A 20,473-nucleotide genomic window follows, 5' to 3' on the forward strand; every position below is an offset into this window, starting at 1 on the left:
ACAAGAAGGCATAATGGTCAATTTCTGACCACAGGGGATGGTTTTGGGCGATAATATGACGTTCAACTAGCTTCATGTCTTGATTATACCTGATAACGTTCTTAAAATCTATCGGTGGCAAAAGTTACTTATTTTAGTTATAGCGCTTTTCACGTTAATGAGGTATCGACAAGTTTTGCTAACAAAAGGTTTAAGCCCCTTGCCCATACCTCATTCTGATGAAAACTGCTATATCTAGCTACAGAAATGAGTAACTTGAAAAAGTTTTAGGTAGGTTTTTGGTTTCTGTGGTTAACCCCCCTTCTCGATCGCTAATCCTCAGCAATTTTAGTTTCTAGTCAACCACTTTTGACCGTTAAGCCGTTGCTTGGTGTAAAACAACAGTAAATCAAGACTAACTTTCCTTTCATCGATCATAAATGATTCAAGGGTACTAGGTTGAGCGCCGCCCTCAGCTTGAGAAAAAGCTTTTTTGCCATTGATGTCTTCTTCTAAAAAATAAATGCTAAATTGACGCATTCCCTCGAGCCAATTGCCAGTTAACTGCCAACAGGGAGAGCCAGAAAAGCCCTGCACGGGAATTTTATCCTGTTTAAAGGACAGCTTTATATCAGTTATACCCAGCTTTTGCAAGGCTGCCGCCAGTGCGGGCTGAAAATGCTGCTCAATAAATTCAGCGAAGGGTTTTTCCTCGACGGTAGGCTCCTTGGGTTTTTTAGCAGCCGCAGGTTGAGCCGGTTTTTCTGCTGCTGCTGCCGGAGTTGCGGGGGTGGTGGTTTCTTCTGCCATAGGAATTAATCAGGAATGGGTAGGTAGCTACAATTATATTTTCTCCCGGGTTATCAGCTATCAGTTTTTTTAGCTATCAGCTTTTATCCAGACGATCAATTTGACCCTTAACGAAGGCAAAAGGCACTCATGCAAAAGGGACTCATGCAAAAGGCAGCTTTGTTCTCCCCACACCCCACACCCCACACCCCCAACCCCCAACCCCCAACGAAAAACTTTTTGCCGCAAACCCTACTTAATGCTTCGGCAGATTTGCTGCAATCTTAAGCTTTTAAGCCTTGATTAATTCGAGTAATTGTGCTTCGGTTAGCTGAGTAATGCCCAATTCTAGGGCTTTTTCTAGCTTAGAACCCGCCGCTTCTCCTAGCACTAAATAATCGGTTTTTTTGCTGACAGAACCCGTCACTTTCCCCCCAGCTTTTTCGATTAATTCTTTGGCCTCCTCCCGTTTGAGAGTTGGTAAAGTGCCAGTAATCACAAAGGTTTTCCCTGCTAAGGTGGCTTTAGTGGTGGTGGTTTTTGCTGCTGCGGCAAATTGTAAACCGGCTGCTTGTAATTTAGCGACTAAATCCCGATTAGCCTCGATTCTAAACCAATCATAGACCGATTGAGCGATTTCTTCACCGATACCATAGACAGAGGCTAAATTAGTCACGCTGGCGTTAGCTAACTCCTCCACAGTCCGAAAACTTTCGGCGAGAATTTTGGCGTTAACGCTGCCCACATAGCGAATTCCTAGCCCATAAAGTACCCTCGACCAGCTTTGATTTTTGCTCTGAGCCATAGCTGTAATCAAATTTAAGGCGGATTTCTCGCCCATTCGGTCTAATTTGGCAATTTCTGTTTTTTCGAGGCTGTAGAGGTCAGAAATGGCGGTAACTAATCCCTGTTCAATCAGCAAAATCACCACTTTTTCCCCTAATCCCCGGATATCGAGGGCATCGCGACTAGCCCAGTGTACTACACTTCCCCGCAAAATCGCCGGACAGGAACTATTGACACAGCGCGTCACCGCTTCCCCCACCGGACGAACTAGGGGAGATTGACATTCAGGGCAATTAGTGGGCATCTGGAAGGGTAAAGTCTGGGGAGGACGCAATTCGGGCAGGATTCTCACCACTTCTGGGATAATTTCCCCCGCTTTGCGGATAATTACCGTGTCACCGATGCGGATATCTAATTCGGCCACTCGATCGCTATTATGTAAAGTAGCCCTTTGTACGGTGGTTCCTGCGACTTGTACCGGTTCCATCACCGCCATGGGTGTAACTGCGCCAGTGCGTCCCACATTGACGATAATATCTTTAACTACTGTGGGGACTTCTTCGGCAGGATATTTTAAAGCGATTGCCCACCGGGGGAATTTTTGAGTGAATCCTAACCGATTTTGTCGCTGTAAATCGTTGATTTTGACTACGACACCATCGGTCATGTAGGCTAATTGATGACGTTTTTCTTGCCAATCTTGATAGTATTGCGCCACTTCTTGCAGGGATGGACAGAGTTGACGGTGGGGATTAACCAGAAATCCCATGGTTTCTAATCTATCTAAGGATTGCCATTGAGTAGTGATATTGTTATCGTCTAAATGCAGGGTATAGGCAAAAAATTGTAAGCGTCTTTTATCAACTATTTTCGGATCTAGTTGTCGTAGGGTTCCTGCTGCCGCATTGCGGGGATTAGCAAAGAGAGATTCACCCTTTTCTTCTCTTTCTTGATTGATTTTATCGAAGGTATCGAGGGGTAAAAAAGCTTCGCCGCGCACTTCCACAATTGCCGGGGGATTATCTATATTTAAGCGTAAAGGAATAGAGCGAATTGTCCGCACATTGGGGGTAATATCTTCACCAGTGACTCCATCTCCTCTAGTAACACCTCTGACGAAAAAACCGTTTTCGTAGGTTAAAGCTAATGCAGAACCATCGATTTTTAGTTCACACACATATTCTGTATCTTGAGTTTCATTTACATATCTTTGCCAACGGCTGCCCCATTTATTTAATTCTTCGAGGTTAAAGGCATTTTCGAGACTATACAGGGGAATATTATGACGAACAGAAACGAATTGACTAGAGATTTTATCCCCGACTCTTTGGGTGGGACTATCGGGGGTGATTAATTGAGGATAACGCTTTTCTATGTCCTCTAATTCCCGATAAAGTTGATCATAAACGCTATCGGGTATAAAAGGATCATCGAGAACATAATAAGCATAACTGGCTCTTTGTAGTTCTGTTTTTAGTTGTTGGCAACGTTGTTGGATTTCTAAGGGGATAGTCATAATCGTTAATAATGCTACTGGGCAAAGACCATTTGAGGGGTTAATTGTAAATCGGGAAAAGTCACCGATATTATTCTATCTTTGTTGTTAAATTCTGCCAGTTCATAAAATCCAGAAATCAGGGTTAAAACTGATATTTTTAGAGCAATAGGATCGATAATCCAGTATTCAGGAATGCCTCTCACTGCGTATTCTGAACGCTTATAACGGTAGTCATCATCGGCATTACCGGGCCTAACAATTTCTACAACTAACAGGGGAGAAAATTCAATTACTGCTGTGGTCATATTTCTAATCTCTTGACATTGTTCAGCAGTTAAAATCATTAAATCTGGAATTCTCGATTTAGCTTTATCGGTGCGAATTCCCACCGTAGCGGGCATAACTTGCCAGTCTAATTGTAGCCTCTCTATTTCCCTTTCTAACACCTTAAATATATATCTAAGTATCAAAGCATGAAAGCCACTAGCGGGAGCCATGGAAATTAATTCTCCGTTAAATAATTCGTATTTATTATCTGTGGAGTCCCGATAATTTAAATATTCCGCAAAGGTATATAATTTTTCTTTGGTGACAACCATAATAATCTCTAGAAAAAACTTAATTGAATCTCCTTTTAAGATAAATTTTGCCTTTGATCCCCCCTTGATAAGGTGGTTAGGGGGAATCTGACAATTTTTAACACCTAGCTTTTTACTTAGATTCGATATCCTCAACTTTTTTGGGAACTGTTGCAGTTAAAACCTCATTTCCTGTGGCAGTAACTAACACATCATCTTCGATACGGATACCGATACACCGCCATTTTTCCGGCACTTCCGGCTGTCCTTCAGCAGGTTTAATATCGGGAGCGATATAAATCCCCGGTTCCACGGTTAAAACATGACCGGGCTGCAAAGTTTGCCAAGTTTCTTCGTTAACTTTATAACCTCCTGCATCATGGACATCTAATCCTAACCAATGACCGGTTCTGTGCATATAAAAAGGCTTATATTTTTCCTCTTTAATTATCTCATCAATGTCGCCGACCAATAGTCCTAAATCTACTAATCCCTCTACAATTGTCCTCACGGCTGTGTCATGAAAAAGATTATAAGGATTACCAGTTTTTACCACTTCAATCGCCTTTAATTGAGCTTCTAGAACAATTTCATAGATAATTTTTTGTTCGGGGGTAAATTTACCATTAACGGGAAAAGTGCGGGTAATATCACCGTTATAGTAATTGTAGGCACAACCGGCATCAATTAACAAAAGCTCATTTTCTTGTACTTGGCGATCATTGTTGATATAGTGCAGAATACAGGCATTAGCACCACTAGCAACAATAGAAGGATAAGCAGGACCCATACCCCCTTCTAGACGAAAAGTATGCTCAATTTCCGCTTGAATTTGATACTCATAGTGACCAACTTTGGTGAATTCTCTGGCGCGATTATGTGCCTGGGCCGAAATAGCGGTTGCTTTGCGAATATTGTCCAATTCGGCCTCGGTTTTCAGTAAGCGCAAAGGATGGAGAATAAAATTAGTATCCTCTAAAGCAGTCGGTCCGGTGCCGCGACGGGGAAAAGTGGCGATTAATTTTTGCCAGTGATTAAGAACGTTTGTATTAAAAGTTTTGTCCCGTCCGAGATGATAATAAATTCGTTCGGCTTTTTCGAGATATTGGGGTAATTTTTCCTCCAATTCTTGGATAGAATAGGCCTCATCAGCACCAAAAATCTCCTTTGCTCCTTCCACACCGTGGAGATAGCCGGTCCAAGTTTCTTTTTTTGGGTCTTTTGGCTGCACAAACAGGATAAACTGATGTTCGGGGTGATGGGGTGCTAAAATCGCCACCGCATCCGGTTCATTAAATCCTGTCAGGTAAAAAAAGTCACTATCCTGACGATAGGTGTATTCTACGTCATTGTGCATGACCGCCATGGGCGCACTGCGAAAAATTGCGGTTCCATTGCCGATTTTTTCCATTACCTGCTGACGACGGTGCTGAAACTCTCTGCGATCGATGCCCATAGATATTCCTAAAAATGTCACAATAAGTCTTAGATTCTATTATCGCTAATCTTTTTAGTTTATGACACCTGAAGAACCGGATTTTTCCCAAGATATCATCGAAAGGCGCGAGTTTACCCTAGCAGATTTTATCGCTCAAGAGGGGGCGGATTTCCTCAAAGGGGAATCTCCCGTCCCCAAATTAGTGCAGGTAAAGACTGAAATTAAACAGTTTATTGCCGCTAATTTAGGGGATTCTTCGGGAGCTTTGCAGATAATTTTACAGCTTATCGTTGATGAAGAATTAACCAAAGTCAGTCAAAATTTAGATAATCCTGTTCAAGCTTTGCAGTTAATCCTAGAAGAAATTTTAGACAATCAAGAATTACTCTATGAATTAGTACACCGAGTCGATGTGAAATGGGGACAATTATACGGGGAACGTCCCTATTTTCAACAACCCAATCAAAAACCTCACCCTGAAGACGAATACACTCACAATTCCGTCAGAGATAAGTTAGTCAGTTTATTAGCCAGATTAGAACCGAATAAGTAGTAGAGCCTATAGCAGTTATTAGGAGACTCCGAGACGATGCCCTATCAAGACATACCTTATCTTTATGAAAAACTCTGTATTTTAATTATTTCTTAATAGAAACCAACAGGACTGACAAGGAGAATCTATCCCTAGACAGAGCGCCGGGGCGGTAACTGGTGAAAATAGGTGTAAGATAAGAAAATTCTCCGATAATTGTTGCCCTATTCCCCGCGTGCCTACCTATTCCTACTATACCGCCGATGTTTTTAGCGATCGCATTTTTGGCGGTAATCCCCTGGCGGTTTTTCCGGAAGCATCTGGATTAACCCGCACCCAGATGCAAAAAATCGCCGCCGAATTTAACTTCTCAGAGACAGTCTTCGTTTTTCCGCCAGAAACGCCCCAAGGCACTAAAAAAGTCCTGATTTTTACCCCCAGTACCGAATTACCCTTTGCTGGTCATCCTACCGTCGGCACAGCCTATATTTTAGCCCTAATCGCTGCTATTCCCCCCCACCAAGAAACCACGATTTATCTGGAGGAAGGAGTCGGTTTAGTACCGGTAAAAATTAGCAGGGACGGGGAAAAACCGGTCTATAGTGAGTTAAAAGTGGCACAATTGCCAGAATTAGTGACCGATACTTATGCTCTCGATGATTTAGCGGCGATTCTTTCCCTAAGCGTTGCCGATTTCTTACCCGGTTATCCCCCCCGCGCCTTTTCCTGTGGTCTCCCTTTTTTATTCATCCCCGTGCAAAATCGGGAAACTTTAGGGAGAATCAAACTTAATTTAAGCCTCTGGTCATCTTTACTCGCCCAATCCGCCGCTAATTCCCTTTTTGTCTGCTGTTTTGATCCAGAATCACCCCAATCTCGTCTCTATGGGCGAATGTTTGCCCCCGGTTTAGGAGTTATGGAAGATCCGGCTACCGGTTCGGCTGTGGCCGCTTTAGCTGGGTATCTAGGGGCCTTAGAATCTTCTAGGGAAGGGATGAATCAATGGACAATAATCCAAGGAGTGGAAATGGGCAGACCCAGCAGTTTACAATTAAAGTTCCAGAAAAACCACCGTGACATTACGGAAGTTTCTGTGGGTGGTGCATCAGTTCTAGTCTGCCAAGGCAAGATGATAATTCCTGATGGGGAAACAAAAAGCGATATAAAAGGGTCATGGTGAGAGCGGTTGCCGAAGTTAGTAGAAAGGAGATGAACAATATTAAAACATTAAGCCTTGCAGGGCTCAATCTCGTTTTTGTGGGATGGATGAGAATGAACTTGACAGGGTATATCCAAAAATATAAAATTTCTAGAGAGATAACCAAGAAAAAAACAGCAGTTATCTTGATGACGGTGTAGTAGGCAAAATGAAGTTATACTTTATTTTTCCGAGAAAATCTGTCAGAGGCAAGGGAATGTCTATAGTTAAAGCCTATTAAAATTAATCATTATGATCATCTCTTATCAGGAACTACAAAAAGAACTTAGTTTGTCGTTAAACGACTTAAATAATTTTGCCGACAAATTCCAGGAAAGTTATGATATTATAGTATCTTCAAACGAAATCAATGAACAGCACGGGGTGGGAGTTCTTTTAAAAAGAGTTTTTCCTAATACCAGTGGCATAGTCTCCTTACGAACCACTAATCTCTACGGAGGGGAGCATGATTTTGGCATCCATAATTTTTGTCTAGATGTGCGCGGTTGTTCCTACGGGGAAATTTTAGTAAAAATCCAAAATTTATTTATTTATTTAAAACCGAAAAGAGTCCTAGTAATTCCCTACTTTATCGAAGATTTTTTTGTAGCCATAGCGATTAAATCTCTCTTTCAAGTCCCCATTTGTACCTACCTGATGGATGATCAAAACATCTATGTTAGGGCTGTGGTCGATGGTATTGTTAAGCAATTAATCGATAATAGTGATCTAGTTTTGGCGATTTCTAAGCCCCTGTGCCAAGCCTATAGTAAAAAATACGAAAGAAAAATTTGGTTTGTACCGCCCCTAGTTGAAAGTTATTTAATGCCCCCAGAAATTACGGCACCCGATTCTATGGCAAGAGGGATTTTGATCGGTAATATCTGGTCTCAGACTTGGTTAGAAAATCTCAGGCAATTATGTCGAGAATCCCAGATCAAATTAGATTGGTATGGCAATCCTAATCGTCAATGGTTGCAATTCCAAGAAGCCGAGTTAGAACAAGATGGTATCTTTTTTAAAGGTTACTGCAGCCAAGATGCTCTCATCTACTACTTACGTCAAGCCCCTTTTGCAATCGTTCCCACCGCCAGTTCTGAAAACGAGCAAGAGCGGCCCGAATTCGCCTGTTTGAGTTTGCCTTCCCGCATTCCCTTTATTACCGCCGTTGCTAATACTCCGATCATCATTGTTGGTCGTGAAGATAGTGCCGCCGCTCAGTTCGTCAAAGAATTCGACCTAGGAACTGTCTGTGATTATAAAGCTGAAAGCTTATTAGCAGAAATAGAGAAACTGCGAATAGAAAGCAATCAACTGCGGCTCCGTTATTCCAGTCAAAAATTAGCCAAAAGCTTAAAAGCCGATCATTTTGATGATTGGCTCTGGAGATCGTTAGAACAGGGAAAACCCATCGATAATCGCTTTGAACAATTCGAGAAAAATAGCCTTAAGTGTACTGTGATCGTTACCGCTAGTGAAGTCAATCAAAGTCACGGGACAGGAGCCTTGGTCAGAAGAATCTTTCCCGATGATAGCGAGATTATTTCCATCCGTTCCGATAATCACTATGGCGGTGAACAACAATTCGGGGTCTTAAGCTTCCATCTTGACCATAAGAAAATGTCGCGACCGGCGATATTTCAATCAATTCTACAAACTCTCGGACACCATCAAGTCCAAAAAGTTTTTTGTGTCCCTTATTACGCCAGCGATATTCTGACATCGATCGCTATTAAGGAATTATTTAACGTTCCCCTTGCCACCTACATCATGGACGATCAGAATATCTGCGTTCAGGAGATATCCGATGATTTGATGAAAGAGTTTTTAAGCAAATGTTCCGTTCGTTTTGCCACCCATCCCGAACTCCGCAACGCTTACGAGAATAAGTACGGCTACAAATTTTGGCTCCTACCGGCGATCGTTCCCCACCGTCTCATTAATAGTGAAGTTGCCCAAGTTTCTCCCCAACGCTGTCAAGAAAAATGGGGAGCTTTATTAGGGAGTATTTGGAGTCCCCAATGGTTCCAATCGCTTCTCGAAAGTATTCAAGGGGCAGGAATTAAACTAGATTGGTATGGCAATTCTAACTATTATTGGCTCCAAGAATCTCCCGCAGAATTAGAAAAATGGGGACTTTATAGCCAAGGACTTTATCCCGAAGAACAACTAGGACAACAACTACAAGCATATCCCTTTGTTATTGTTCCCACTGGAACCATGGACGAAAGAGATGATCGTACAGAATTGTCTCGTCTTAGTTTACCCGGCCGGATTATTTTTAACCTCGCCACCGCTAACACCCCGGTAATTCTTTTAGGCAGTAATAAAACCTCGGCGGCTAACTTTATTAATCGCTTTCAAATCGGTGTGGTTTGTGATTATACACCTGAAAGTTTGGGAGCAGCTGTGGACTATGTTCTTAACCCCGAAAATCAGCAAATAATGCGAGAAAATGCCGTTAAAGTAGCGGCAAAATTCTCTGATCAAGGGATTGATCAATGGGTGTGGCAGTCCCTAGAAAAAGAACAAGCAGCCGATGACAGATTTGAAGCGATTTTACCTCGATCGCCGATCGATGCCGTGCCTTTTATTGAACCACCCGTCCCCAAAAAGATTTATAAAGACTATGTGCCAGTTTATCAAGTGATGCGTCGTCTGCAAGACCAGGGTTATCAACCGGATTTCGTTATCGATGTCGGTGCCTCCCACGGCATCTGGTCTTTTACCGTTAGTCAATTATTCCCTGAAGCTCGTTATCTTCTCATCGATCCCTTGACTTCCCAATATGAGCAGTTCGCTAGAGATTATTTTATCGGCAATATCCCCGTGGCAGAATTGTTGGAAGTGGCGGTTTCCAATGAAGAAGGACGTTTAAATTTGCAAGTTTCTGCCGATTTTTACTGTAGTTCCCTGCTTAATCCCGCCGATTTGAGAGACTATCAGCCGTTGGAAGTGGTTGTCACTACTATTGATCGGATCGCCGCAGAGCAGCAGATTTCCGGGCGTGGCATTCTCAAAATAGATGTTCAATACGCCGAACATCTTGTCTTAGAAGGGGCGCAAGCACTTCTAAGACAAGTGGATTTGATTATCGCCGAACTATCCGTGATCCGATACGATGAGAAATCTCTAGTTATTAGTGAAATGATTCATTGGTTAGACCAGTTGGGATTTCGCTATTATGACGAAACAGGAGAATGGCGATCACCAATAGATGGGACTCTCTTGCAAAAGGAAATCGTCTTTATCCGTCAGGATTTATTAGTTCCCGAAACTAACCGAGAAATTAATCAGTTTCCCTCTAAACCTTGATCCTCTATACCTAAAATATACCCCATGATGAAACAATTATTAGCCAAAAATAAAATAGTTCGGCGAGTTAAAGCAGTCAAAGATTTATTTCTAGAAAAACTTGATTCACTCAGTCATGTCCAACTTGAACAAATCCAAAAACTGGAGAAACTTAATCAGCTTGATCCCTTAGATTTTAAGGTTCAGCAACTCAATAACTCCACGGAGCAAATCCGACAAGAAAATACAGAAACCAAGCGAAAGGCTGATTTATCACTGGAAAATCAAGCTTATTTGCTGAAGTTTTCCGTAGATATAATTAAAAATATTCAAGTATTGACGGAAAAACTCCAGACAAATCACAGCCAATCTCAAAAACAGCACGAATTAACTCTCGATACTTTCCAGAAAATAGCCAGCGAATCTCAAAAACAGCACGAATTGACTCTCGATACTTTCCAGAAAATAGCCAGCGATGTGCGACAAGACTCCCAAAAACATAGTGATTTAATTCTCGATTCTTTCCAGAGAATTTATGAAGCTTACCAACAGCAAAGCGATGCTATTTATCAAACCTTTCAAGCATTTCAAGAGGAAACTCGAGAACGTTTTCAACTTAATCAACAAGTGCTAAGTAAAGTTTATGAGGATATTCATAATTATAAATTTAAGGTTGTCACTAATCAATCAAATTTTCAAGGGATTGAAGTTGAATTGATGTGTTATTTATACTCCTATCTTCCCTATCCTTCTGCCTTAGATATTGGAGCCAATCAGGGGGATGTAACAGAACGACTATTGCAAACAGGCTATGAAGTTTATGCCTTTGAACCGTTTTTACCCGTTGTCGAAAAATTAAAAAATCGTCTATCTAATTTCTCTAATCTTCAGGTTTTTCCTTTAGCATTAGGAGCGATAAATGAGGAGAGGGAGCTTCACCTAGTCGGGGATCAAAATCTGGTTAATGACCCGAATAGTCAACCCCTTTATCCCGACGCTGACTATACTCTACTGAGCAGTATTAACATCCATTCGTTACCAGAAGGAATGGTCTTTACAGAAAAAGTTCCTATTACGGTGACAACTCTGGAAACCTTACATCAGCAACAGCAGGTTCCCATGGAAGTTGGTTTGGTAAAAATTGATACCGAAGGTTTTGACTTACAAGTTATTCAAGGGATGGGAGATTATCGTTACCCTGTGGTAGTTGCTGAGTTTTGGGATGAAAAGTTTCCTTTTGGTGAGTTTGGGGTGGACAACCGCTTACCGAGTCTTGTCGAAGCAATGAAATTACGCGGCTATCATTGGTTTATTGTAATTTATCGAGTATTTCCTAATAATGAGGTGAGTTTTTATTGTAATCACTTAATCTCCGTTGGTAGTTCATGGGGAAATGTTTTCTTTTTTCAGGAGCATTCTGTTTTTAGTGAAGCACTTAAATGGTGTTCTTGTGTCATGCCAGCAACTTATTTTTCTAATGCCTATTAAAAGAGTAATATTTAAAATATAAGGAGAGGTCTAGCCTGATGATTGTAACGTTATTAGCATGGGTTTATTTCTTATGTATGTTCTACATTTATGGTTTTAATATTGTCAAACTTATTACCTATTCTAAAGATAATGAAGCAACCAAAGAGATTTCTCCCTTCCTCTTAGTTTTTATTGGATTGAGTGTAGTTACTATAATTAGCTATTATCTTTCCTTTTTTATCCCCATTAATGCTTCAGCCAACGCTATTCTTCTGGGAGGCATGATTATTCTTTTATTTTTTTCATTTAAGGAAATTCATCAAAAATTAAAGAACTATATTCTTGTTTTTAAAGTAGATTTACCAAATATACTTTTAATTTTAGTTGCAGTGATGATTTTGTTGTTAGTTTTAATTAAAACATCTACAGATGTTATTCATTATGACACGGGACTTTATCACGCTCAATCTATTCAATGGTATCGACGATATGCTATCGTACCTGGTCTGGGCAACATTCATTTCCGATTAGCCTACAATTCTTTAATTTTTCCTTTATTCAGTTTAAGTGATTTTTCCTTTATTACTCATCATAGTTTAAGACCAATTAATGGCTTTATTATTGCCAACACATTCCTGCTGTCTTTATCAAGTTTGAAATCTCTATTGTTGAAAAAAATAGAATTGAGTAATGTTTTTGGATTCTCTATATTACTTTTTTTGATTAATGATAACTTGTTTACATCAGATATTTCTTCACTATCATCAGATTTGTCTGGTAGCATTTTTATATTAATTAGTGTTTTCTTAAGTCTCAAATATATTGAGAGTAAAATAAAAGATGAATCCAAATTATATGAATTATTGATAATTTTATTTTCAAGCATTGCAGTAACTGTTAAATTAAGCAACTTACCAATTTTTATTCTCACCATATTAATTATTAGCCGCTCATTAATTAGAAAACAATATTCTTTACTTTGGCGCGGAACAATTATTGTGACACTGATTTTTGTGCCATACTTAATCCGTAACTATTTTGTGTCTGGATATTTACTTTATCCGTTTTATAGTATAGACCTGTTTAATCCGGATTGGAAAATGCCACGAGATGTTTTAATCATGGATAAACAGGATATTGAGAACTGGGCCAAAGTTAGTGGTCATCAAGGAAAAAAAATTGTTGAATCAGGTTTTATATCTTGGTTTCCAGTTTGGGTTAAAGAAAATTCAAAGTATTTTTCCCTAAGGTTTCTATTTTTCTCAAGTATTCTCCTGATATTTTTTTTGATTTTTGAATCAGTTTTTTATAGACAGTCAAAACTCATTCTATTTTTTGATAGATTGTGGATTCCTTTGATAACGTTGCTGGCAGGACTATCTTTTTGGTTTCTTAATGCTCCTTTAGTTAGGTATGGTTATGGTTTTATTCTATCCCTCTCTTGCCTATTCATTTCATTAGTATTATTTATTTGCTTGCTTTTTCTGAGAAACAATTATATTATCATCTATAAACCTTTTCTTTATCTTTTAGTTTTTTTATTTACTACAGGTCTTTACCTAAACAACAAACAGAGCCTTTTTTCTATTCCAAGTTATTGGTTAATTCCAGCAAGCTATCCTACCGTTAGTGTCACTTCTATCCAGATTGACCATGAAACAATTTATCGTCCTATTCAAGGTGATCAATGTTGGGATTCCCAGTTTCCCTGTGCGCCTCAGTCCTATTCAGACTGGTTACACCCTTCCCTAGAACTGAGAGGCGACTCTCTCCAAGAAGGTTTTAAAATAAAAAAAGGTCTGAGGATTTACTATGAAAAAAAATAATTTCTCCCATTATTTCGATGTCAATGCTCAAGTATATGAAAAAAAAACTCACAACTCTACAATCTCTAATCCAACCCTCCAGTTTTTTTGTTTATTTAACATTATTAAGTTTGCTATGGATTGCCCATTTTCTTTTTTTTCAATCCTTTGGACTCTATGAAGACGACTGGGCCTTTACAGGTATTGCCATCAATCAGACTTGGAGTCGAAACTTAGAAACGATTAATAGTGCTTTGATAACTTTTTGGCAGGGTCGTCCCTTACACATGGTATTCCTAACTATCTTACCTTTTTTCGGAGCAAAACTAGGTGGGATAACGACACTATATATTATTGGTTTTCTTATTTTAAGTTGTAATGCTTTTCGGTTCTTCGGGTTGTCTTTATCAATCTTATTTATTTAGAGACTGTTCTAATTTAACTTGATATACGAGCAGCTTCTGGTTCTTCGTTACTTAGTATGATTCGATAGGGGGGCATAAATGGACTAAATACTTATCTGGCAAGAGATTTGATTGATTAGTTCGCTCTAGATCGAAAACAATTAACAAAAATCGCCAAATGTCTTTCTCTATAAGAGTTTCATTCCTTATAACCCTGTACGTTGCATAAGACAAACCAAAGAACCCAGCTTCTCAGCCTTAAAGAGTGCTAAAAAAATTGAGACGTTTCCACCATGAACACAAAAAAGAATCTGATTAACTACGTAGTCCTCGCTATGATTTTTACTGGTTTTGTGGCAATCGCTTACCAAACAGGATTGTTAACATCAGGATTTCGTTATTTCATAGACGATCATCAAATTTTTTTAATGGGCGATGATTTGAAAAATCAGGGATGGTTGAAGACAATTTACAAGTGGATTCTCTATGATCGCCAAGATGTTTCTAGGTTTCGACCCTATTACCAATTTCATATTGTCACCCTAACCCAATTTTTGGGACTTAATGCAGTTTTATGGTTTATCTACATAACGGTGATAGGAAGTCTCACTTGTTTTTTCCTCTTTCTTTTTGGAAGGTTCTTAAATTTCTCTATACCCATTTCCCTCCTATTTGCCATCTCAATTTTATTGGGTAATCAGTCAGAAATATGGATTCGCCCCTTAATACCGGATAGTCTAGGAATGTTTTTTCTGTCCATAGTATTAATACTCTTAAGTAAGAGCTGCCGTGATTCTTATCCTCGAAGAATTGATCAGATAATTTTTATTATCTTGGTCATTTTCATGTCTTTATCTAAAGAATCTTATATTTTATTTATCCCGACAATTATTGCTTTAAAAATTTATCTTACTGCCTATTTTCAGCAGAAATCTTTTCAGAAGATAATTCAACAATATCAAAAAACTTTAACATTGTTAATGGCTATTTTTATTCTAGAGGTAGTTTATGTTCTCTTTTTCTTAGGAACTAACGCAACGGGCTATGCGGGAGTTGATGAAAAAAGTTTTCAAATCTTATCTCTAGTTACTACTGCTTGGCAATTACTGAATGCGGGATTAATTGGTATTACTCTTTTAGCCATTGTCTCTTATTGGATTACTAATTATTACTTTAAAAAACAAAGCTTTAATGTTTTTATTGATCAGTTAAAACCCTATGGAGTTTTTTTACTGATTGCGCTTATTCCTCAAACTTTTCTCTATGCCAAATCTGGTATTGTGGCGGCATTTTATCTTTTTCCTTTTATTGTAATTGCTTGCTTACTTCTCGCCAAGACTTTATCTTTAATTGAAACAAGCTATCGCCCCTTGGCAATTGTGATCATTACGTTCCTGAGTATTATACTCTTGAGTCGCTTACCTTTAGTATGGGCAATGTATGGGACTTTTGCCAAAGACAGTCGGCTAATGAACGAGCTACTCACACAAACTGAAATTTGTGTCAATAAAGAACAACCTATTCTTATTGTTGCTAATCCCAAAGTTCGTTTTGAAGCAGTCGATAGTTTACAGCGAGTTCTAAGAACTCAGGGGCATCAGCGTTTGATATTGGCAACCTATGGTTTAAAGGATGCTGATTTTTATTCGAGTAAACTCGCAGATGCAGAAGTTTATTGGAGCTTTTTAGATACGAATCTTTTACTAAAGGGCTATAATCATCAAACTCTCCTCAATTTTCCTGACAAAATGTCTATTCAGTCCATCATTATTTTTGATGGCTTAGAGGAAGATTTTAAGCAAACTCAAAAGTCATGGTTTTCGCCCCACAATTATCAGTCTCAATCATTTGACATCAGTTTTGCCCACTCAACTCTATACTGTAAAAAGGACATGGGCAGTGATCGTGCCAAATAGGTTAGCTCCTCCCATCTTGTTAACCCTGTCACCATCGCTCAAATTAACCCACCCATGAGTGAACTCGCTCCCCATAACCCATCTCTGAGGGCTGACTATCAAAAGCACCAGGACAATCTGGATGACTCCGTTCTTCAGTTAGACCGTCAAGCCTTTCAACGGTTGTCTGACCTCGGATACCACCCCAGCATTGTCTTTGATATTGGTGCCTCTGACGGTGTTTGGTCTTTCTACATGAAACAAGTCTTCCCCCAGGCTAACTTTCATCTCTTTGAGCCACTGATTGATCACAGTCCTGACTATCGCCAGTTTATGGAGGAAACCTTAAGAATTTATCCGTCCTTCTCCTTGCATAAGTACGCACTAGGCGATCGCAAAGGTAATGTGGCCATGACCGTCTTCGACAATATTTTAGCCAGCAGTTGTCTGAGCGTGACTCCTCCCGATCAAGAGACACGACTCGTCGAGGTTCCCATGCTAAGGTTGGATGAAGCAATGCAACAATTGAATCTACCCCAACCTCAGGTCATTAAAATTGATACCCAAGGTAACGAGTTAAGTATTTTGAAGGGAGCTACCCAGACTCTAGCCAAAGTGGACGTTCTTTTGCTAGAATGCTGGTTATATCGTGGATATGGGCCAGAAACCCCCCTATTAACGGAAATTGCTAACTGGCTACTTCCCTTCAATTTCCGACTATGGGATGTTACTGAGCCTTATCGAAACCCAGAGGGGATTTTGGCTTCCCTAGATTGTGTCTTTGTCAACACGAATGCCAGTTTTCCAAAAAATTGGTACTATTAAAGCCTTCTGCTCCCTTATTTCTGCGGGAACTAATCAGGTTCTCGAGGAGTCCTAGCCAACCTAGATGCACAATCAATTACCAGCTAAGCGATGAACTTTTAATCTTGATTAATACCAGGTCTAGTAGAACTAAATGAACCAATATCTTGACAAACCGAACGGTTCTTAGTTAGTCTTAGACTCGATAAACCTGATAACATATCTCTACTCCGATCACCGCCATGATGTGGTTACATAACCTCTACTATTTGTCATCATGATGTAGTTATCCCCCTCTAAGTAAAACTTTTGGAGTTCAAACAAAACTATGGCCCTTCTTCCTAGCAGTGCTTTAACCTTCCTGAATATTGCCTATTTTAAGGCTCCAGTCTCCCCCATTAGCTTTAATCAAGCTACCTATAGTTGGGTAGAGGCTGTACAGGGATGGGCGGCAGCCGCCTCTGATCCTGCGACCTTCAACAGCCTCACCAATGGCAATCCCCCAACCTACGGATATCTCATTTCTCCTAGTACAGGAAATGCGGAACAGTACGTTCAAGAGGTCTATCAGAATCTTTTTGGCTCCAGCCCTTCCGCAGCGAATCTGACTTATTGGAAAAACTGGCTGACACAGTTTGGCAATAATACTTATATTGGCAAAGACGGAACCAACTATGGCATTGCCAACTATAAGGCTTTAGTTGTCGCAGTTTACGAATATGCTACCGCAGACGAGCTGGCTGCCCTCACTAACCGCCAAACGGTTTCGCAGTATTTCAGCACCTCCATGCAGAACAATCCTTCGGGAAGCGTGCCTTCGTTTAATACTGCTCAGTATAATGCTGGGTGGGCGAGCATCAGCACGGTTACTAAAGATCCCGCTACCGTAACGACGGCTAAAGCCAGTGTCGATCAGTTTGTAGCAACGACGGGTAGTGTGGGCAACAGTTTTGTGTTAACGCCCGATGTGGACATTAAGTCAGGAAACCAGTTCTTAGCCCCTCCCGTAGCCGGTCAGGCAGGGGGTGTTCTGAATACCTTTACTTCGGGTGATGCGTTAACGGGAACAGGAACTAATCCCACCTTGACCATTCTCTGGCAGCAGGATACGGCGAAAATTACCACTGTTCAGCCTAACCTGTTAAAGAATATCAGTACCTTGAATGCGACTCTAGTGGGCAAGGAGCTGAATGTTCTTTCCACCTTCGTTACGGGTCTGAAGACGGTCAATATCAATGACACCAGTGGTGATTTGAAAATGACTAACCTCCAGTCGGCCCTGGAGACGATCGCGATTAGTCGTAGTTTTACAGGGGCTGATCACACCTTTACCATTGCCGATGCCGCTTTAGCGGGAACTGAAGATGCTCTAGCAATTAAGCTGAATCAAGTTGTCCCTGGAGTTGCCCCCGAAGCTATCCTTACCACTAATACTGTGCTCGCAGTAAGTAACCTTGGGACGGGCGGCTACGAGAAAGTTTCCGTGAACAGCGCCGGTTTCGCCAATACCATCGAAATGGCCGGGGTCCTAGGGCTGAAGTCCTTAACCATTACCGGTGATAAAGCTTTAACTCTTGCCGGTGTTACTTCCCTAGCGAATACGGTAACGCTAGTAGATGCGAGCACGTTTGATGCGGATTTGACCGTGACGAAAGTTACTCCTACTGGCAACTTAGAGTTTAAAGGCGGCTTAAAAGCTGATACTTTTACCCTCGATGCGGAGGCGGGTAATCACAAGCTATCGGGAGGGACTGGCAAAGACAATTTGACTGTTGGTGGTAATAATACGGTGGAGGTGTCTGGAGGAGACGATGATGATCGCATTACTTTCACTAACGGCTTCACTACAACCGATGTTATTGCTGGTGGTGCTGGGGTTAATACCTTAGCGTTTGCAACTCCTGCCAACGCAGAGGCGATCACTGCCGAAAATGCGAACGTCACAGGTATCCAAACCTTAGCCTTAACCACGCCTGGTACTGGCAATGCAACCCTTCGGGCGGACCTCTTTGGCAATGATGTCAACACCGTTACTCTCCAAAATGGTACTGTTGCCGCTGGCGCATACACCATTCGTTATAACACCGGACAAAATACCCTTAACATTTGGGGTACTCCCTTAGCCAGTGAAACTGGTGTATTATCGTTGGCAACTAACGGTACGGCGACAACTGACAAGGTTACAGTGAACTTAGTTGGCCGTCCCGCACTGGTTTCAAACGATATCACGATTGGTGGTATTAAGCTCAACCCTGTGGATGGTACCACAAAACTCTTTACCGAAAGCTTGGTGATTAACTCTAGCGATGCGGACATGGTTCATACTATTGGTGCTGGGGGCATCACCTTCAACGAGGAACCTGGCGTAGACGAGACAGTCACCGTGACGGGGAATTCAGGTCTGACTGTTGGCGGTGCCATCATAGCAGATAAAGTGGACGCTTCGGCCCTAACTGGTGCTACTGGTTTAACAATGACCGTTGCAATGGGGAATCTCGCCAATGGCGCGACGGTTCTTGGTTCTCTCACGGGCAAGAACACGTTACAGGGATCGGTCTTCAATGATAAGATCACGGCAGGTGGAGCTGGTGACACCTTAAGCGGAAATGCCGGATCGGATACCCTAACGGGCGGTGCAGGCGTTGACACCTTTGTGCAAACTGCTGGGGCGACCCTTACGGCGGGTAAGGGTTTTACAACTGCCACCCTAACCAATGGCGAGATTGCTCAGTTGACCCAGCCACTTGCTCCTGCTCCCACTAATCCCCTCTCTGGCCCTGATATTATCCAGTCATTCAAGGCCACTGATCGGTTCCAAACAGGCTTGGCTGGCGACTATAAGCTGTTAGCGGCGGGTGACAATATTGCCGCAAATAAAAACTTCGGTATTCGAGGGACTTATACTGCCGCTGGCACTGGTGCTGGTACCTTTACCGTCAATATTGCGGCAGGTAACGATCTGCTTGTGTTTACGGCAACGGGCGCAGGCTTGAACGTTGCTGGCAACTTGGGCACTAACTTAAGCATCCTTCAGGGGGGTGGCGCATTAGCCCTAACGGCAGCCAACTTCGTCGTCTAAGTTAGGCCGATTTGTTTCGTTCCAGGGTTCTACCTTGGAACGATAAAAGGGAGGGTCTCCCTCCCTTCCCTGCTCCCCTAGTCTAGTCATAGTAGGGTTAATTCATCAATCAAATCTCATGGTAGGGTTAATTCATGAATTAACCCTACCCTTGATCAGGGGGGTGTCGATCCCCCCTTCCCCCCTTGATAAGGGGGGTGATAGCTTCAATTTCCTCGCGACTTTTCTGGGGGAAATTGGTTTAAGAGTTCCTGCTTGGAACAATGGAGAAGTAAAGGGGTAAATTCTTCCGGGGACAGTTGTAAAATCCGGCTGATAATCCCTTGCAGTGGTGGGTCTAACTCACCAAAACGGACTCGGAGCAGGTTTTCCACCACCAAACGTTCTCCCCGTTCTAGACCCCGTTCTAGACCCCGTTCTAGACCCCGTTCTAGACCCCGTTCTTCTCCTTCGGCCAGTGCCTCTTGATAGACTCTCGTTTGTTTTAAATCACTTAGTTCAAACATAGCTTCAATTTCCTCGCGACTTTTTTGGGGTAATTTGTAAATAATGATACTTTCGATGAGGTTAATTAACTGCCGTTGACTGGACTGGTCGGTGATTTCTTCTCTGGTCCGCTCAATTAGGGTTTGAGCAGTCCTCACCGCTGCCGTTTCCGACTCTACTACTAATTTAATCACACCAATTCCTAAGGAGGGATTGTGGGGCAATTCATCGAGATAAATGCGTCTAACGCTTGCTAAATTGAGGATTTCGCCAAAATGTAGGGATTGTTCCCGTTCTACCCCACGATGGGGATAAATGACGACAATTTGCCAGGGGTGAGGTGGTTGATATTGCCTTAAAAACAGGAACAATTCCGCAAAAAGTCGATAGTAGAGGGTGTCGTCTGGTTGGAACTGCACTTCCACTAGGTAGAGGGGT

At 41.4% G+C, this 20,473-nt stretch carries 13 protein-coding genes; 8 read left to right on the top strand and 5 right to left on the bottom strand.

Annotated elements, in window-relative coordinates:
- Positions 1-327 precede the first annotated feature (327 nt).
- From IM319_RS03620 to IM319_RS03635, 4 genes are all read right to left on the bottom strand, one after another.
- On the bottom strand, positions 328-789 hold the full coding sequence (locus IM319_RS03620) for a DUF2996 domain-containing protein (protein WP_286826119.1): 462 nt from the start codon (positions 787-789) through the stop codon (positions 328-330).
- Between the two features lie 271 nt (positions 790-1,060).
- Positions 1,061-3,070, bottom strand: a complete 2,010-nt coding sequence (gene ligA / locus IM319_RS03625; RefSeq protein ID WP_287734675.1) for an NAD-dependent DNA ligase LigA — start codon at positions 3,068-3,070, stop codon at positions 1,061-1,063.
- A 14-nt stretch (positions 3,071-3,084) separates the two neighbouring features.
- Entirely contained in the window at positions 3,085-3,651 is a 567-nt protein-coding gene (locus IM319_RS03630) for a Uma2 family endonuclease (RefSeq protein WP_287734677.1), read from the bottom strand.
- A gap of 112 nt (positions 3,652-3,763) precedes the next feature.
- Positions 3,764-5,086, bottom strand: a complete 1,323-nt coding sequence (locus IM319_RS03635) for an aminopeptidase P N-terminal domain-containing protein (RefSeq protein WP_287734679.1) — start codon at positions 5,084-5,086, stop codon at positions 3,764-3,766.
- Positions 5,087-5,147: 61 nt separating this feature from the next.
- On the opposite strand from IM319_RS03635, the gene IM319_RS03640 reads away from it, so the two are divergent.
- From IM319_RS03640 to IM319_RS03675, 8 genes are all read left to right on the top strand, one after another.
- Positions 5,148-5,621 (top strand): hypothetical protein, encoded by a 474-nt coding sequence (locus IM319_RS03640; RefSeq protein ID WP_045358069.1) that lies wholly within the window; start codon positions 5,148-5,150, stop codon positions 5,619-5,621.
- Positions 5,622-5,835: 214 nt separating this feature from the next.
- A complete protein-coding gene (locus tag IM319_RS03645) occupies positions 5,836-6,780 on the top strand; it encodes a PhzF family phenazine biosynthesis protein (RefSeq protein ID WP_287734680.1) in 945 nt (314 codons plus the stop codon).
- Positions 6,781-7,050: 270 nt separating this feature from the next.
- The gene (locus tag IM319_RS03650; RefSeq protein ID WP_287734682.1) at positions 7,051-10,113 is read left to right on the top strand and encodes an FkbM family methyltransferase; all 3,063 of its coding nucleotides are present in this window, start codon (positions 7,051-7,053) and stop codon (positions 10,111-10,113) included.
- Between the two features lie 24 nt (positions 10,114-10,137).
- On the top strand, positions 10,138-11,580 hold the full coding sequence (locus IM319_RS03655) for an FkbM family methyltransferase (RefSeq protein ID WP_287734684.1): 1,443 nt from the start codon (positions 10,138-10,140) through the stop codon (positions 11,578-11,580).
- Between the two features lie 38 nt (positions 11,581-11,618).
- The gene (locus IM319_RS03660; RefSeq protein WP_287734685.1) at positions 11,619-13,388 is read left to right on the top strand and encodes an LIC_10190 family membrane protein; all 1,770 of its coding nucleotides are present in this window, start codon (positions 11,619-11,621) and stop codon (positions 13,386-13,388) included.
- A gap of 1,126 nt (positions 13,389-14,514) precedes the next feature.
- Entirely contained in the window at positions 14,515-15,687 is a 1,173-nt protein-coding gene (locus IM319_RS03665) for a hypothetical protein (protein WP_287734686.1), read from the top strand.
- Positions 15,688-15,741: 54 nt separating this feature from the next.
- Positions 15,742-16,491 carry an FkbM family methyltransferase gene (locus tag IM319_RS03670; RefSeq protein ID WP_287734688.1) on the top strand — a complete coding sequence of 250 codons (750 nt, stop codon included), beginning with the start codon at positions 15,742-15,744 and terminating at the stop codon, positions 16,489-16,491.
- A 307-nt stretch (positions 16,492-16,798) separates the two neighbouring features.
- A complete protein-coding gene (locus IM319_RS03675; protein ID WP_287734689.1) occupies positions 16,799-19,549 on the top strand; it encodes a beta strand repeat-containing protein in 2,751 nt (916 codons plus the stop codon).
- Between the two features lie 206 nt (positions 19,550-19,755).
- On the opposite strand, the gene IM319_RS03680 is transcribed toward IM319_RS03675, so the two are convergent.
- On the bottom strand, positions 19,756-20,473 hold a 718-nt coding region (locus IM319_RS03680), incomplete at its 5' end, for an Rpn family recombination-promoting nuclease/putative transposase (protein ID WP_287734691.1).

Source organism: Microcystis sp. M113S1 (genome assembly GCF_020246945.1).
GTDB lineage: Bacteria > Cyanobacteriota > Cyanobacteriia > Cyanobacteriales > Microcystaceae > Microcystis.

Bases quoted from the DNA above. Each gene is read 5' to 3' on its own strand.
- IM319_RS03665 (WP_287734686.1), top strand. From the start codon at position 14,515: ATGTTTTTTCTGTCCATAGTATTAATACTCTTAAGTAAGAGCTGCCGT.
- IM319_RS03650 (WP_287734682.1), top strand. From the start codon at position 7,051: ATGATCATCTCTTATCAGGAACTACAAAAAGAACTTAGTTTGTCGTTA.
- ligA (WP_287734675.1), bottom strand. From the start codon at position 3,070: ATGACTATCCCCTTAGAAATCCAACAACGTTGCCAACAACTAAAAACA.
- IM319_RS03655 (WP_287734684.1), top strand. From the start codon at position 10,138: ATGATGAAACAATTATTAGCCAAAAATAAAATAGTTCGGCGAGTTAAA.
- IM319_RS03635 (WP_287734679.1), bottom strand. From the start codon at position 5,086: ATGGGCATCGATCGCAGAGAGTTTCAGCACCGTCGTCAGCAGGTAATG.
- IM319_RS03675 (WP_287734689.1), top strand. From the start codon at position 16,799: ATGGCCCTTCTTCCTAGCAGTGCTTTAACCTTCCTGAATATTGCCTAT.
- IM319_RS03640 (WP_045358069.1), top strand. From the start codon at position 5,148: ATGACACCTGAAGAACCGGATTTTTCCCAAGATATCATCGAAAGGCGC.
- IM319_RS03660 (WP_287734685.1), top strand. From the start codon at position 11,619: ATGATTGTAACGTTATTAGCATGGGTTTATTTCTTATGTATGTTCTAC.
- IM319_RS03620 (WP_286826119.1), bottom strand. From the start codon at position 789: ATGGCAGAAGAAACCACCACCCCCGCAACTCCGGCAGCAGCAGCAGAA.
- IM319_RS03630 (WP_287734677.1), bottom strand. From the start codon at position 3,651: ATGGTTGTCACCAAAGAAAAATTATATACCTTTGCGGAATATTTAAAT.
- IM319_RS03670 (WP_287734688.1), top strand. From the start codon at position 15,742: ATGAGTGAACTCGCTCCCCATAACCCATCTCTGAGGGCTGACTATCAA.